At 72.9% G+C, this 14,741-nt stretch carries 14 protein-coding genes and 1 pseudogene; 7 read left to right on the forward strand and 8 right to left on the reverse strand.

The features are described from left to right. Nucleotides 1-525 precede the first annotated feature (525 nt). Nucleotides 526-630 (reverse strand): annotated as a pseudogene (locus Pdca_RS38025) (IS481 family transposase); the annotation flags it as partial. Between the two features lie 511 nt (nucleotides 631-1,141). On the opposite strand from Pdca_RS38025, the gene Pdca_RS16925 reads away from it, so the two are divergent. Then, a complete protein-coding gene (locus Pdca_RS16925) occupies nucleotides 1,142-2,467 on the forward strand; it encodes an ISL3-like element ISPfr2 family transposase (protein WP_026197714.1) in 1,326 nt (441 codons plus the stop codon). 57 nt (nucleotides 2,468-2,524) lie between these two features. Here the strand turns inward: Pdca_RS16925 and Pdca_RS16930 are convergent, their stop codons facing one another. Both Pdca_RS16930 and Pdca_RS16935 read right to left on the reverse strand, forming a co-directional pair. Then, on the reverse strand, nucleotides 2,525-3,007 hold the full coding sequence (locus Pdca_RS16930; RefSeq protein WP_085916828.1) for a hypothetical protein: 483 nt from the start codon (nucleotides 3,005-3,007) through the stop codon (nucleotides 2,525-2,527). Nucleotides 3,008-3,217: 210 nt separating this feature from the next. After that, on the reverse strand, nucleotides 3,218-3,682 hold the full coding sequence (locus tag Pdca_RS16935) for a GNAT family N-acetyltransferase (protein ID WP_232021609.1): 465 nt from the start codon (nucleotides 3,680-3,682) through the stop codon (nucleotides 3,218-3,220). Nucleotides 3,683-3,847: 165 nt separating this feature from the next. Here Pdca_RS16935 and Pdca_RS35625 point away from each other — a divergent pair, with 165 nt between their 5' ends. The 5 genes from Pdca_RS35625 (at nucleotide 3,848) to Pdca_RS38035 (ending at nucleotide 6,249) form a co-directional block, all read left to right on the forward strand. Beyond that, a complete protein-coding gene (locus Pdca_RS35625) occupies nucleotides 3,848-4,090 on the forward strand; it encodes a hypothetical protein (RefSeq protein WP_085916829.1) in 243 nt (80 codons plus the stop codon). A 96-nt stretch (nucleotides 4,091-4,186) separates the two neighbouring features. Further along, the gene (locus tag Pdca_RS37795) at nucleotides 4,187-4,900 is read left to right on the forward strand and encodes a histone-like nucleoid-structuring protein Lsr2 (protein ID WP_307724090.1); all 714 of its coding nucleotides are present in this window, start codon (nucleotides 4,187-4,189) and stop codon (nucleotides 4,898-4,900) included. A gap of 22 nt (nucleotides 4,901-4,922) precedes the next feature. Further along, entirely contained in the window at nucleotides 4,923-5,798 is an 876-nt protein-coding gene (locus Pdca_RS16950) for an alpha/beta fold hydrolase (RefSeq protein ID WP_085916831.1), read from the forward strand. A 26-nt stretch (nucleotides 5,799-5,824) separates the two neighbouring features. Then, the gene (locus Pdca_RS38030; protein ID WP_373865557.1) at nucleotides 5,825-6,085 is read left to right on the forward strand and encodes a hypothetical protein; all 261 of its coding nucleotides are present in this window, start codon (nucleotides 5,825-5,827) and stop codon (nucleotides 6,083-6,085) included. Continuing rightward, entirely contained in the window at nucleotides 6,076-6,249 is a 174-nt protein-coding gene (locus tag Pdca_RS38035) for a hypothetical protein (RefSeq protein ID WP_373865556.1), read from the forward strand. The genes Pdca_RS38030 and Pdca_RS38035 overlap by 10 nt, the downstream gene beginning before the upstream one ends. Nucleotides 6,250-6,349: 100 nt before the next feature. Here the strand turns inward: Pdca_RS38035 and Pdca_RS16960 are convergent, their stop codons facing one another. The 5 genes from Pdca_RS16960 to Pdca_RS16975 form a co-directional block, all read right to left on the reverse strand. Next, entirely contained in the window at nucleotides 6,350-9,763 is a 3,414-nt protein-coding gene (locus Pdca_RS16960; protein ID WP_125911440.1) for an arabinosyltransferase domain-containing protein, read from the reverse strand. 80 nt (nucleotides 9,764-9,843) lie between these two features. Further along, complete coding sequence (locus Pdca_RS16965) at nucleotides 9,844-10,911, reverse strand: IS110 family RNA-guided transposase (RefSeq protein WP_125911294.1); 1,068 nt, start codon at nucleotides 10,909-10,911, stop codon at nucleotides 9,844-9,846. Nucleotides 10,912-11,170: 259 nt separating this feature from the next. Further along, the gene (locus tag Pdca_RS36400; protein ID WP_197719741.1) at nucleotides 11,171-11,311 is read right to left on the reverse strand and encodes a hypothetical protein; all 141 of its coding nucleotides are present in this window, start codon (nucleotides 11,309-11,311) and stop codon (nucleotides 11,171-11,173) included. Between the two features lie 47 nt (nucleotides 11,312-11,358). After that, a complete protein-coding gene (locus Pdca_RS16970; RefSeq protein WP_197719742.1) occupies nucleotides 11,359-11,811 on the reverse strand; it encodes an antibiotic biosynthesis monooxygenase in 453 nt (150 codons plus the stop codon). A 646-nt stretch (nucleotides 11,812-12,457) separates the two neighbouring features. After that, nucleotides 12,458-13,855 carry an APC family permease gene (locus Pdca_RS16975; protein WP_085911010.1) on the reverse strand — a complete coding sequence of 466 codons (1,398 nt, stop codon included), beginning with the start codon at nucleotides 13,853-13,855 and terminating at the stop codon, nucleotides 12,458-12,460. A gap of 95 nt (nucleotides 13,856-13,950) precedes the next feature. Between Pdca_RS16975 and Pdca_RS16980 the strand changes: the two genes are divergently transcribed. Then, nucleotides 13,951-14,706, forward strand: coding sequence for a 2-phosphosulfolactate phosphatase (locus Pdca_RS16980; protein WP_085911237.1), 756 nt, complete (start codon nucleotides 13,951-13,953; stop codon nucleotides 14,704-14,706). The last annotated feature ends 35 nt before the right edge of the window (nucleotides 14,707-14,741 follow it).

Below are 14,741 nucleotides of genomic sequence, written 5' to 3' on the forward strand. Positions count from 1 at the left end.
GGACTTCGGGCGGTACTGAAGAGGTGATCCCTGGAAACTGTCGTCTACACGGCGCCGATGCCGGCCGCGGTCACGTCACGCAGAGGCACTCGGCCCCACGACACAGGGAGCCGTAACCACAGACGAAGCGGGCGGGCCACGAGCACTGCCGGCCTCGGCTGCGAACCGTACGGACAGCGCGAGTATTCAGCACTGCACATCCGATCGACGAGGACTGTAGGACGGCGAGTGCGGCCGTGTAAAGCCTCCTTCGACATTCCCCTGAACGATCCCCACCGCCGGCCATGGCCTTGGTCGCACGTGCGCCGGAGCGGAGCCCCGCAGCGCAACCGGCACCGGTCGATCCGCCTCCCGCCCCGACGAGATGGCCATCGGCGACCCGCGCTTCCGTGCCCGCAGGGGATCCGGCTGGGGTGAGTTACCCGCCACCCCGCCGACGTTCGGCCGCTTGCGGCGCAGTCGTGCCTCCGCCGGTGGAAGGTTCTCGGCGACCCGACGTCGATCGCCGAGCACATGCGCACCGACTCAGTTGTGCTGCCCAGGGACGTCGGTCGAGCGATTGCTCGGTGGCCGGCGTCCAACGGCGGTGTGCGGCCTGTGGTGGTTGTAGTCGTGCAGCCGACCCGGAAGCGCTCGGGACTGCTCGGACTTTGGTCGACCCGGTGGTGGCAGGTCGTCTCGATCCGGGGCACGATCGCGAGCCGGAGTTCGGCGCGGGTGGTTCAGTGCCGGCGGCTGAGCACGCTCTTCGGCAGCCAGCTGACGAAAGCAGCTGCATTGCGGAGTTGTCGACGCAGCTCCCGACAGGTCCTATCGGGGCCCACAGTCGATCGGCCCGGAATTGTCGCTGGTGAGGGTGCGATCGAAATTGACTGCCGCGCTCGAAAGAATCATCGCCGGCGCCGGGACGTCGCACCGGACGATGGCGTTTCGCAACGCTGTCACCGCCGGCGCCGAGGTCATGCGGGCGTCGATGGAGTAGCCCACGATCCGCTTCGAACAGTCGTCCTCGACCGCGCCCAGGTAGAGCTTGTCCGGCTCTTCCCAGATGAGGGTGTAGGTCGGCGCGTCGGTCCGCAGATAGACGTCGAGGTCTCCCGACGATGGAGGTTCCTACGCCATCCATCCGAAAGACCTCGACGTGTCCGACGCTACCCCGCCGGCCGGCTTCGGCCGCCCTGACCTGACCGCCTTCGCTCGACTCGACGGCCTCGGTCTGAGCGTGACCGGGCAACGACTTGAACCGGATCGTGCGGTCCTCGCGTGCCGCGTGGTGGAACCAGATCAGTCTTGCCGACGGTGCGGCAGCGAAGGCGCTGCTCGTGACACCGTGATCCGGCGGTTGGCCCACGAGCCGCTGGGCTGGCGACCGACCGTGCTGGAAGTTGTAGTGCGCCGCTACCGCTGTGCCGACTGCGGACACGTGTGGCGCCAAGACACCAGCGCCGCGGCGGAGCCACGCGCGAAGCTCTCGCGCACCGGGTTGCGGTGGGCGCTGGAAGGGATCGTGGTCGCACACCTCACCGTCGCCCGTGTCGCCGAGGGACTCGGGGTCGCGTGGGACACCGCCAACAACGCGGTCCTGGCCGAAGGCAATCGGCTGCTGATCAACGACCCCACGCGGTTCGAGGGCGTGAAGGTCATTGGCGTCGATGAGCACGTCTGGCGCCACACCAGGCGTGGCGACAAGTACGTCACCGTGATCATCGACCTCACCCCGGTCCGCGATGGCGCCGGCCCAGCAAGGCTGCTGGACATGGTCGAGGGCCGGTCGAAGGCGGCGTTCAAGACCTGGCTCGCCGACCGCGACGACGCCTTCCGTGACGCGGTCGAGGTGGTCGCGATGGACGGCTTCACCGGGTTCAAGACCGCCGCTGCGGAGGAGATCCCGGACGCGGTCACGGTGATGGATCCCTTCCACGTCGTGCGCCTGGCCGGTGACGCCCTCGACAGGTGCCGGCGCCGGGTCCAACTCGCGATCCACGGGCACCGTGGGTTCAGGGACGACCCGCTCTACAAGTCGCGGCGCACGCTGCACACCGGCGCGGACCTGCTCACCGACAAGCAGAGCGACAGGCTACGCGCGCTGTTCGTTGATGACGCTCACGTCGAGGTCGAGGCGACCTGGGGTGTCTACCAGCGCATGATCGCCGCCTATCGCCACGAGGACCGGCAACGTGGCCGCGAGCTCATGGAGAAGCTGATCACCGACCTCAGCGCCGGCGTCCCCAAGGTGCTCACCGAGCTCACCACCCTGGGCCGGACCCTGAAGAAGCGAGCCGCCGACGTGCTCGCCTACTTCGAACGACCCGGCACCAGCAACGGGCCGACCGAGGCGCTCAACGGACGGCTCGAACACCTGCGCGGCTCCGCACTCGGGTTCCGCAACCTGACCAACTACATCGCCCGAAGCCTGCTCGAGACCGGCGGCTTCAGACCCCAACTCCTACACCCCCGATTGGGATGAGCCGCTTGTCCTCGGCGGCCCGATCCCGACTCCACCGTTCCGCGACGAGGCGGTGGTTCAAGCGCACGCGCCGTACTCCTCGACATCCGAGGGGTGCATCGGGCCGTGTTCTCCGTGGTGCACCACGAACTCGATTCCGGACGGGCGGCGTAACCACGAGCCGCCTGCCCGACGCCGGTACACCAGCGGCGCGCAGCGGTAGCCGAACACGGCCCGGGCCCAGCCCTCGGCCTCCCCCTTGGGCAGTACTCCCCCGCCGCGGACGGCGACGGAGAGTTCCCAGATGCCGACACCCGTCGCCGGGGCGGCGGTGTCCGGCGCGGTCGAGGCGGCCAGCTGGAGCGTCACGTCACCGCGGACCGCGGGCACGTCGACCTCCACGCGGTGCCAGTCCGGCAGCGGACGCGGGTAGGGGTAGGCCAGCAGCCCACCGCGAAGGCTCGTCACGTCGTCGCCGTACCGCTCGTGGATCACTTGCGCGAGATCCACCGATCGCTTGCGGCGCAGGTCGGCGTCGACCAGGCCGGGCTCGACCGTCATTCCCCGTGGCTCCGTTTCCGTCCCCTGTACCCGGATGCGGACGGGCGGCGAACGTCGGCCGGGGCGCCCAGGTGGTGGACCGTCGAGCGGTCTGGCGTCGGCACCGTATTTCTACGGCTCGTAGAGCATTCTAGGTCACGCTGCGCACACGGGCGAGAGCGGCATCACAGTTCGGGTGCGCAGCGCAACGGCCCGGTCACCGGACGACGATCACCCGGGCAGATCCAGACGAAGGTGGACGCTGTTCGGGTCGTCCGGGTAGTCCGCGAACGGCGGGCAGGCCACGAAGCCGTGCCGCAGGTACAGCCGCCTGGCGGGCGCGAAGTACGCCGTCGAGCCGGTCTCCAGGTGCAGCGTGCGGTACCCGCGGCCGCGCGCCTCGCCGATCATGTGCTGCAACAGGGTGCCGGCGATCCCTCGACCGGTCGCCCACGGCGCGGTGCGCATCGACTTGATCTCGGCGTCGTCCGGGGCGAGTTCCTTCAACGCCCCGCACCCGATGAGCTCCCCGGTGTCATCGCGCACGGCCCAGACGGTGACGGCGGGATCGCGCAACGCGTCCGCGTCGAGCGCGTGGGTGCTTTCCGGCGGTCCCTGCGTTCGCATGTCGGCGAGATGGCCGCCGAGGAACTCCAGGATCGCCGGGCCGGTGAGGTCGTCGACCGCGATGTGCACGATCACAGCCTGCCGCAACCGGGGCCGCGACAGGCTCAAGAACTGCTCAAGTACGGATCGGCGGCTCCCCCCGCGTCCTATCGTCGGTGCATCGCCGCTGTGCCGTCGTGGCCACCGTGCTGTCGTGGCCGCTGTGGCGCACGTCCCGCCCGGGAGGAGAACACCGTGAACGCTGTCATCGTCGTGTTGCTCGCGCTCGTTCTGGTCGGCATCGTCGGCGCGCTCGGTCTCACCGCGCTCTCGCGCCGGCGCCGGCCCGAGCCCACCCGGCGCCGTGCCCGGGCCGGGAGCAGCGCGGACTCCGGTGCCGCCGCGGGAGGCGGTTTCTTCGGGGGCGGCTCCTCCGGTGGCGATTGTGGTGGTGACGGCGGGGGCGGCGGTGGTGGCGACGGCGGCGGGGGCTGCTGAGGGGCCCGAGTCCGCCCGGTCCACTGTCCGATGGCGCGTCGTTATGCTCGTGTCGACTACCGGGGTTCCCGGATCGGCGACGCGAGAGGATCTGCAGTGGCGAAGGTCGAGACGACCCGGTTCGTCGACGACATCACGGGCGGCGACGCGGACGAGACCCTCGACTTCGGGCTCGACGGGATCCGTTTCGAGATCGACCTGGGTGCCGCCAACGCCCGCCGGCTCCGCGAGGAACTGGCGCCCTATCTCGCAGTCGCCCGTCCGGCAGGCACCCCCGGCGCACGTCGTGCGCGGAACGGGGTGACCTCGGCACCGCGACCCGACGGGGACGGCGAGCCGGAGGCGCGCGAGCACAACCGCGCGGTCCGGGCCTGGGCCCGGGAGCACGGTTACACGGTGTCGGAGCGCGGCCGGATCCCGTCCGGGGTCGTCGAGGCCTATCGCCGTGGCGCGCAGGCTGCGCCGTCCCGGGCGACGTCATCGCAGGCAGCGTCACCGCAGGCAGCGCCGTCCCGGGCCACGTCGTCGCAGGCTGCGTCATCGCGGCCCGGGCCGTCGCAGCCCGAGCCGGATCGCCCTGCCGTGTCCGACCGCCCGGCTGTATCCGACCGGACGGCGGGTTCCGACCGCACGGCAGGGGCCGACCGCACGGCGGCGACCGGATCGTCCGGGATCGATGGGCCGTTCTCCCCCGCGCAGGCCGCACCGTTCGGCTCCTCGCCGGAACCGGCGTCCGCCGGGTCGCAGGAGAACGGCGCGGCCACTGACGGGCGGTCCAGCACGGCGCCCGCGGTCGAGTTCAGCGGCTGACCGGCGTGGAACGGGACCGGCGATGACCGGGACGGCGGCCGCACACTCCCAGGGCGAGCCGGGGCACGTCCGGACCCGGGACGGCCGGACAGTGTTCGTGCAGCGCACCGCGGGGCCGCCGGGGGTGCCGACGGTCGTGCTCGAAGCCGGGATGGGTGCCACCCGGTCGTCCTGGGCGGCGGTGCAGGGCGCGATCGCCGGCCGCGCGCCCGTCGTCGTCTACGACCGGTCCGGGCTGGGCCGCAGCGCACCCGATCCGGGCCCGCGCATCCTGCACCGGCTCGCGATGGACCTGAACGACGTCCTCGACCACGTCGGCGCCGACCGGTACGTGCTCGCCGGGCACAGCTGGGGCGGGCCGATCGTGCGGGTCGCCACCGCCGGCCGTACGGAGCGGGTGGCCGGCCTGGTCCTGGTCGACCCGACCGACGAGGGCTGCGAACTGTACTTCGGCCGGGCACTCGCCGTGCAGGAGCGCATCACGGCCGCGCTGCTGCCGGTACTCGCCCGGACCGGGCTGCTCCGCTGGTCGACGGCACCGATGCGGCGCGGGCTGCCCGCCGATGCGGCGGCGGACCTTCGCACCGAGTGGCTCTCCCCCGCCGGCGTCGCCGGGCACCTCGCCGAGGCCGCGTCCACGGTGCACGATCTGCGTGGACTGCAGGCCGATCCGCCGGACACCGGAACCGTCCCGGTCACCGTGATCTCCGGGGCCGAGACGTCCGGGTTGGGCCGCCGGAGCCGCGCCGCGCTCAACGCCGCGCACGCCGGCCGGGCCGGGCTCGGGCCGGAGCGCCGCCACGTCCTCGCGCTGCGGTCCGGGCATCTCGTCCCGCTGACCGAGCCGGACCTGGTCGCCGGTGAGATCCTGCGGCTCGTCGAGTCGGGACGGCAGTGAGCACAGCAGCAGTGACCCCAGCAGCAGTGGGCACTGTGCTCGCGGCGACCTGGGTCTGGGTCGGGATGGTGCTGGCGATCTCGTTCATCGAGGCGCCGCTGAAGTTCCGCGCGCCGGGGATCACCACGGTGCTGGGGCTGGGCATCGGGCGGCTCGTCTTCCGGGCGCTGAACATCGCCGAGCTGGTGTTGCTGCGATCGTTGCGACCGCCCTGGTCCTGGCGGGCGCGGCCGGCGCTGCTCCGGTGCTGGCCGCGGTCGCCGGTGGCGTGCTCGCGGTGCAGCTGATCGTCGTCCGGCCGCTGCTGACCCGCCGCACGGACGCCGTGCTGCGCGGCGACGCACCGTCGGGCTCCCGCACCCACCTCGCCTACGTGGCGCTGGAGCTCGTGAAGCTCGGTGTGCTCATCGCGCTCGGAATCACTGCGCTCGGGATCACCGCGGCGGCCTGATCCCGGGCCCGGTCGGCGCCGTGGGTCCGCGGCGCCGCGGGTCCGGTCAGCGGCTCGGAGACGGTGAGCGGCTCTGGGACGGTGAGCGGCTCGGAGACGGTCAGCGGCTCGGGGACGGGATACCCGGCGGCGGCGCGGGCAGCGGACCGGAGCTGTAGGTCCCGGCACGCAGCTGGTCGGTGCGCTCCAGCGTCGGGCCGACCGCGTTGGGCCGGTAGGGCTGGATCGACTGCACCTTGCCCCAGTCCCGGGCGGGATCGCCCTCCAGGTAGGTCGGCAGCTCGTTCTGCTTGCCGATCACGGTGATCCAGCCGAGCGGGCCACCGGCCTGCGGGCTGGACCAGCCCTCGCCGTCGGACCGCATCCGGCTGCCGTCGGCCTGCAGGCGGTACGCCGGGAGCTCGGCGATCCCGCCGGAGTTCCCGAACGGGCGCAGGCAGGGGCTGGCCAGCGACACCGGGTACTCCAGGAACATCGGCTGGTCCGCGACGACGGTCGACAGCGGCGCCAGCTGCGGGGCGCGCAGCGGCGCGACGGCCAGCCAGCCGTCGGCGCCGACCGAGTTGTCCTGCACGACCATCCGCACCTCGGTCGCGCTGCGGGCCGGCTCGGGCAGGTCGAACCGCAACTCCCGCCACGGCATCTCCTCGCCACGGCCGTCGTCCAGTGTGGTCTGCTCCACGACGCGGACCCGGCCGTCGTCGAGCCGGGTCGCGTACTGCACGGTCAGCCGGTTCCCGCCGCCGAGCCGGCCCGCCGCCGTCACCACCAGCGGTGTCGTACCGGCCCGCTGCTCCTCGGTCAGCTCGGCCCACGGTGTGCGCAGGGTGCCGGTGTTCTGGCCGGACGGGTCGAAGCTGCCGAACGCCGGGGCCGCGTCGCTGCCCAGACCGCCGGACAGCACGTACTCGAATCCGGAGACGCCGGTGCCGCCGCCGGTCGGCGGGACCGCGTCCCGGCGGAAGCCGGATCCGCCGCTGGTCGGGTTGAGCAGCTCGGTGTCCGGGCTGTTGGCCGGTACGACGCCGGGTGGCAGCGGTGCCGGGGTCGCGGTCACCTCGCCGGGCGGGGGCGGCGGGGCGACGGTCGGGAGCAGGTCGGGATTCGCGGGCGGGGCCATCCCGGTCGGTTCCGCGGCGGGCGGCAGCACGCCGTCGGCCGGCCTGCGCTCGGCATAGACCTGGCTGGCCAGCCCACAGGAGCCGCCGAACGGGTGGGTCAGCGCGTCGGCGCCCATCGACCAGGAGCCGGCCTGGTTCTGCATCGCGGCCGCCATCGACCACAGGTTGAACGTCACGAGCATGCCGCAGAGCAGCGCCAGCGGCGCCGAGGTGAGCCGCAGCCGTCGGGTGGCCCGCAGTGCCGCCGAGGCGTCCCGGCGCCAGTCCCGGGCCCGCCACCAGCGGCCGACCAGCGGCAGCCTGCCGACCGCTCGTTCCAGCCCTGCCAGCTGGTCGGGATGGCGCTCCTCGCGGATGCCGCGCAGGTGCTCGACACCTGCCCCGGCGGCCAGCAGCAACGCGGCGAACAGCAGCACCGTGGACACCTCGAACCCGCCGAGCATCAGCTGCTCGTCGGCCCACGGGACACCCCAGTTGTTGGTGTACCACCAGGTGTTCGGCCCGGCGGCGCTCAATGCGGCCACCAGGAACGCCGCCGAGAGGAACGCGAGCCGGTTGCGCAGCGAGCGCAGCGCATCGGACCCGGTCGCGATCGCGGCGAGCGCGACCATCCCGGCGCCGAGACCGACCAGGTCACCGAAGTGGTGGGTCCACTTCGTCGGGGTCATGGCGAAGATCAGGAACGAGATGATCGTGCTGCCGATCAGCCGCTGCGCGGGGCCGAGCGCGGCCCCCGGGATCCGGGAGCGGCGGATCAGCACGGCGACACAGGCCAGCGTGCACAGCATGACCAGCAGGATCGGGAAGCGACGGGCGATCGAGCCGTCCGCGGTCCCGGCGAACAGCGGCGCGTAGCGGTTCTCGATCTCGGTGTACCACGGCCAGTTCGGGCCGATGTCGGAGCGGATCCGGGTGGACTCGATGACCGCGGCCCAGCTCTGGTCGGCCCACGCGATCATCAGGATCGCGGTGCCCACGGCGAGCAGCGGCGCCAGCACCGGCACCGGGCCGAACGCCCTGACCCGGCTGCTGAGCAGCCGCCACAGCGGCCGGACCGCGGCCAGGAACGGCGCGACCGCGATCAGCCCGGCCGGGTTCGCCCCGACCGCCATCGACGCGGCGAACAGGCCGAGTGCCAGCGGCAGCAGCCGCTGCAGCGCGACCGCCCGCTCGACGCACACCAGCGCGAGCAGCGAGCACACGACCACGACCGGTTCCGGGCGCAGCCCCGAGTTGTAGGCCATCCAGAACGCCAGGAACACCGCGGCGGCGGCCCAGGTGGCCGCGTGCGAGCGGCGGGCCTGCCTGCCCAGGCGCGGGAGCATGCCGCGCGACACGAGCCACCACGCGGTGATCCCCATCAGCACCGACGGCAGCCGCAGCCACAGCAGCGAGTCCGAGACCTGCACCCAGAGCGCGTAGAGGTCGTAGAACCAGCCGAAGGGGGCCTCGGCCGCGTCGTACCAGCGGTAGTAGTTGCCGACGTAGCCCGAGCCGGGGACGTCCCGGACGATGCCGAGGGTGAAGCCGTCGTCGGAGGTCTGGCCGCCGATCGCCATCCAGACGAACAACACCGCGGTGACGACGAGATCGACCGGCCGCGGCCGTGCCCGCGACCACCATCGGCGCAGCCGCGGCGGCCAGCGCCCGGCCAGCCCCCCTACGGCCTCCCGCCCGGCGCGGTGCGGACGGCGTCCGAGCCGGCGGTCCACCCCGGCGAGCGCGAGCAGCGAGCCGATCAGCGCGACGCTCGCCACGGCGGTCGCCGCCGTCTTCCAGACCGACGGGCTGGTGTCGAAGCGGGTGTCCGGGCTGATCCGGACGGCGGTGTCGGCGAGCGGATCGAGATCGGCGTCCAGGTCGGAGTAGATGCCGACCGACTGCGGGCGCAGGTCGCCCTCGAAGGTCTGCGCGCCGGAGCCGAGATCGACGGTGCTGGAGCGGGCGTCGGAGGTGATCCGTACCTGGGTGGGGCCGTCACGCAGTGGAGCGGACGCCAGCTCCTGGCCCCGGTTGACCAGCAGCAGCCTGCCGTCGGACACCGAGAGCCCCATCCCGGAGCGGGCGCCCTCCGGCGACTCGGGCGGCACCGTGGACACCACGGTCACCGGGCCGGGGCTGCGCGCGTCCAGGCTGCGGATCGCCTCCGCCGGGACGGTGATCGACATCGACTCGGGCCGCAGCGCCACCAGCGGGGCGTTGACGTCGGTGGTGCCGGTCGTCGGCGACGGCCAGACGATCGTGTTCTCGTGCTGGACCACCGGGAGGAACGGCACGGCGACGGCCAGCACGAAGGCGAGCAGGCCGAGCCCGCCCGCCCAGCGCAGGCGTAGCCGGTCGCGTGCGCTGACGCCCGGCTCCCGCTCCGCGACCGACGCTTCCGAGGTGAGCACCGAACGACGGTAGCGACCGCGCAACGGACGATCCGGGGGCCCCCGTGGATGATCAGCCCGGCGGCTGTGCCGGGACGCTCCTATGGTTCGTCAAGGCCGCGAAGGGGGTCGGTTTCGAGCTGGCGGAACAGCTGTCGTGCGGTGTAGCGCTTGAGGCAGCGGCGGATCTCCCGGTCGGTCTTGCCTTCGGTGTGGCGCCGTTGGGTGTAGTCGCGGGTGGCCTGGTCGTAGCGTTGTCGTGAGAGCACGATGCTGTGCAGGGCTCGGTTGAGCTGGCGGTCGCCGGAACGGTTGAGCCGGTAGCGGACGGTGCGCCCGGAGCTGGCCGGGATCGGGGCGGCTCCGGCGAGCATGGCGAAGGCGGCCTCGTCGCGGCAGCGGCCGGGGTGGGACCAGGCGGTGAGCACGGTCGCAGCGTTGATCGGCCCGACCCCGGTCAACTCGAGTAGATCCGGCCGCCATGACGCCACCACGCGTCGGATCGTCTTCTCGTACTCGGCGGCCTCGGCCTCCAGGGCGCGGATCCGCCGGGCGAGGTCGCGCAGCACCCTGAGCGTGGTGAGCACCTCGACGTCGCCGGTGCTGTTGGCTGGGCGCAGGCCAGCCGCGATGCTGATCTGCGCGCGAGTGCTGCGGTGTCCGCGGAAGCGAGCACGGACCGCTTCCGGGGCGGTGATGACCTGCGCGCGGAGCTGGCGCTGGGCGGTGCTGGCCGCCTCGACCGCTGAACGACGCGCGGTCAGCAGCGACTGCAGCGCAGCCCGCTCGGCCCCGGTCTTGGGCCGGGCCAGCTGGGCCCGCGACAGGGCATCGCGGGCGGCGCGTTCGGCGTCGAGAGGGTCCGAGCGGCGGCCCCCGCGCCGTGCCGGGCGCTGCGGTCGGTCGAGTTCGACGACTACCTCCCCGGCCTCGGTGAGGTGGCGGGTCAGGCCCGCGCCGTAGCCGCCGGCGCCCTCCACGGCGAACGCGCGCAGCCCACCGTGTCGCTCGGCGGTGGCCAGCAGCTCGTCGTAGCCGTGCGGGTCCGCGGCCACGGTCAGGGTCTGCACCCGCGCACCGGTCGCGGCGACCACGACCGCGGCGGTGTGAGTGTCGGTGTGGGTGTCGACCCCGATGACGAGTTCGACGGTCTCTGCCAGCATGGGCATGCGTTCTCCTTGCAGGACGCGGCTGTTGATCGCCGGCCTGGTTCGGAGATCCGGGCAGGACTGTGATGGGACACCCCGTAGCGGCTACTGCGGGGGTCAGGCTCCTGATCAGGCCACCACTCCGGCCGGGCCGGCACCAGCAGCAGCGAGCGGACATGTCCCGCCACAGGCACCAAAGGGCCAGTCAGGCGATGAGTCACACCCGCCGCTGCTGATCACCAGCCCATCACTTCCGGGACTGGCAGGTCCACCCTCACAGTCAGCCGACGGGGCTCCGGTGCCGGTCGCGGAACCGGAGGCCGTGCAGCCACCAGCCGAGCAGCCGGGTGATCCGCGGCAGGATCAGGTAGACCATCAGCGGGGTCAGCACAATGGTCAGCAGCGCCGTCCGCGGGAGCACCGGCCAGTCCGCGATCAGTGCGCCCAGAGTGACGGTGGCGAGCAGGTTCAGCGGGAAGAACGCCAGCCAGATCGTGGTGGCCTGCTTCCAGCGTGGCGGGGTGACCTGCGCCGGGCCGACCGCCTCGATCCGCTCCGGGTGTCGAACCAGCCCTCGATCCCGGTGCGGCGCTCGGCGCGGGTCATCTCGGCGAGGCCCTGCGCGGAGCCGAGCCACCAGCGGCGTTCCGGGCTGGCCTCCCAGCCGGCCAGCGAGTCCGGGGAGTCGAAGCGGGCGAGCATGTGCCATTCGTCGGAGCCGCTGCGGGGGCGGACCCAGCCTCCGCCGAGGAAGCCGGGGAAGGCCTCGGCCATCAGCAGGCCGGAGCGGATCCAGGCGATCATCTCGGTGGTGTGCGCCGGATCGGCGCGGCGGGTGAAGGAGACGGTGACCGGGGTGGTGCTCGCGTCGGCGGGGGTGGTGCCGGGCGACAGGACGCCGGTGGGGGTGTCAACGGCCATGCCGGAATGGTGACGGTGCCCGGCCCCGGTCGCACGCCGCCCGCGCGACATCACACCGGGCCGGTCACGGTTCGCACGGGATCGTCCGGTTCGCACGGGATCGGATCCCGTGCGAACGGCGTGAGCCCGTGCGAATGGCGCGATGCCGGCATGGTGAATGGCGCGATGCCGGCATGCCGGCCGATCCCGGACGTGGTGTCGCGCCGGACGAGCAAGCGGGCGCGGTCGTCGGACAGTGCCGGTGCGGCGGCGTGTCCCTGCGAACGGTGCGACGTCGTGTGAGCGGCGGGCTCCAGTACGGAGGGCGCGACCTCGTGCGAACAGTGCGACCCCGGGTGCGCGGCGCGACCCCGTGCGAACGGCGCGAGGCCGTGTGTGCGGTGCAACGCCGTGTGCGCGGGCGCGATCCAGCGCGGAGGGTGCGATCCCGCCCGACATCGCGCGGGCCCGGCCACGGTTCGCACGGGTTCGTGCGGTTCGCACGGGATCGGATCCCGTGCGAACGGCGTGATCCCGTGCGAACGGACTTGCCCCGGCGTGAACCCGTGCGAACGACGCGATGCCGTGCGGCGGCGCGCCACCCTGCGAACGGTGCGACCCCGTGCGAGCAGCGCCAACCGGTGCGGGCGGCGCGACCCCGTGCGAATCAGCGGCCGGTGGCGGCGATGAGGCGGCGCTCCGCGTCGGGGCCCGGGCCGATCTCCGGGAAGCGGGTCAGGAAGTAGAGGCCGGCGAGCCACCAGGTGCCGACGATCGTCCACTCCGGGACGCCCAGCGCGGCGGGCATGCCCGGCAGGTACAGCGACAGCAGCACCAGGCTCGCGACGGCGGCGGTCGTCCCGATCACCGGTCCACCGCGCACCCGGAACGGGCGCACCAACCCGGGCTCGCGGCTGCGCAGCACCAGGAAGGTGATCGCGACCATCGTGAAGCCCATCGTGATCGTGAGGCCGCCGGCGTTCACCAGCCAGGTGAGCATGTTGTCGCCAAACAGCGGCGCGAGCACCGACAGGCCGCCGATGAACAGGATCGCGTGCGTCGGGGTCCGGAACCGCGGGTGCACGTAGGCGAACCAGCGCGGCAGCATGCCGGACGCCGCCATCGCGTAGACCAGCCTGCTCGCCCCGATGAGGAAGGCGTTCCAGCTGGTCAGGATGCCGGCGATGCCACCGAGCACGAGCAGCGTGCCGAACGACTGATGCCCCCACAGACCGGCCATCGCATCGGCCGCGGCGAGCTGGGAGTTCTCCAGCGCGTCGTCGCCGAGTGCGAACCCGGTCCCCACCACGATCACCACGTAGAACGCGATCGCCATCAGCACCGACACCACCAGCAGTCGCCCGATGTGTCGTTCGGGCAGGTCGATCTCCTCGGCGGACTGCGGGATGACGTCGAAGCCGACGAACAGGAACGGCACCGCGACCAGCACACCGAGCATCCCGGCGAGCCCACCGGTGAACCACGGCTCCGCCGTCGCGGCGCTGCCGCCGACGACCGTGCCGGTCGCCATCACGATCGCGACGCCGACCAGGAACGCGACCGCGATCGTCTGGGCCACGGCGGCCGGGCGGATCCCGATGTAGTTCAGCCAGGTGATGAGGACGGCGCCGGCGACCCCGACCAGTACCCAGGTGGCGTAGACGTCGTAGCCCGCGATCGTCCAGAGCAGGCCCGCGTTGAGATCGGGGAACAGGTAGAGCGCCGTCTCGGGCAGCGCGACCGCCTCGAACGCGACGACCGACAGATACCCGAGCACCATCGCCCAGGACGCGACGAACGCCCATCGCGAGCCGAGCGCCCGCAGCACGTAGTGGTGCTCACCACCGGCCTTCGGCATCGCCGACACCAGCTCGGCGTAGGTGAGCCCGACGACGGCCATCACCGACCCGCCGAGCACGAAAGCCAGTGCGGCGCCGGCGGTCCCGGCACCGGACACCCACTCGCCGGCCAGCACCACCCAGCCGAACCCGATCATCGCCCCGAAGCCGACGGCGAGCACGTCCGCCCGGCCCAGTGCCTTCACGAACGTCTGCTCGTTCCCCATCGCGACAGGGTCCGGGACGAGGGTTTCGTTCCGATAGGGTCCAGATCGTCACAATCGAGCAGTGGTACGCACCACTCCGTCCGGGGGTACCGGTGATGTCCGGCGTGCACACCCAGGACGGGTACCGCATCCGCTTCGACTGGGGCCCGGTCGGCGCCGTCGCGAGCGCGAGCGACGTGCTGGTCGTCGTCGACGTCCTCAGTTTCACCACGACGCTGTCGGTCGCGGCCGACCGCGGTGTCCCGGTGGTGCCCTGCCGGTGGCGGGACGAGCGCGCGACGGTGCTCGCGCGCGAGCACCGGGCGACCCTGGCCGTCCCGCGTTCGGCCGCCGGACCGGGCGAGGTCAGCCTGTCCCCCGGCACCGTCCGGGCCGCGGCCGGCCTGGCGCGGCTGGTGCTGCCCTCCCCCAACGGCTCGGCGATCGCGGCCGCGGCACGGGTGCCGGTGCTCGGGGTGTCGCTGCGGAACCGGACGGCCGCCGCGGCCCGGATCCGCACCCTGCTGGACGCGGGCCGGCGGATCACGGTGGTCGCCGCGGGCGAACGGTGGCCGGACGGGACACTGCGTCCCGCCGTCGAGGACCTGTGGGGCGCCGGGGCGCTGATCGCGGCCCTGCCCGACGACGGTCGCTCACCCGAGGCGCACGCCGCGGCCGCCGCGGCCGGTCCGGTGCTCGCCGACCCGGCCGGGATGCTGCACGGCTGCGCGAGCGGCCGGGAGCTGACCGCGATCGGGTTCGGCGACGACGTCGACGTGGCCGCCGAGCTGGACGCCGGGACCGCGGTGCCGGTGCTGGAGGACGGGGTGTTCGTCCCGACGGCGGCCGCGGTACCTGCGGCGGAGGGATAACCGGCCACTCGATCGGAGCAGTGCGCATCCCTTTG

The organism is Pseudonocardia autotrophica (assembly GCF_003945385.1).
Taxonomy (GTDB): Bacteria; Actinomycetota; Actinomycetes; order Mycobacteriales; family Pseudonocardiaceae; genus Pseudonocardia; species Pseudonocardia autotrophica.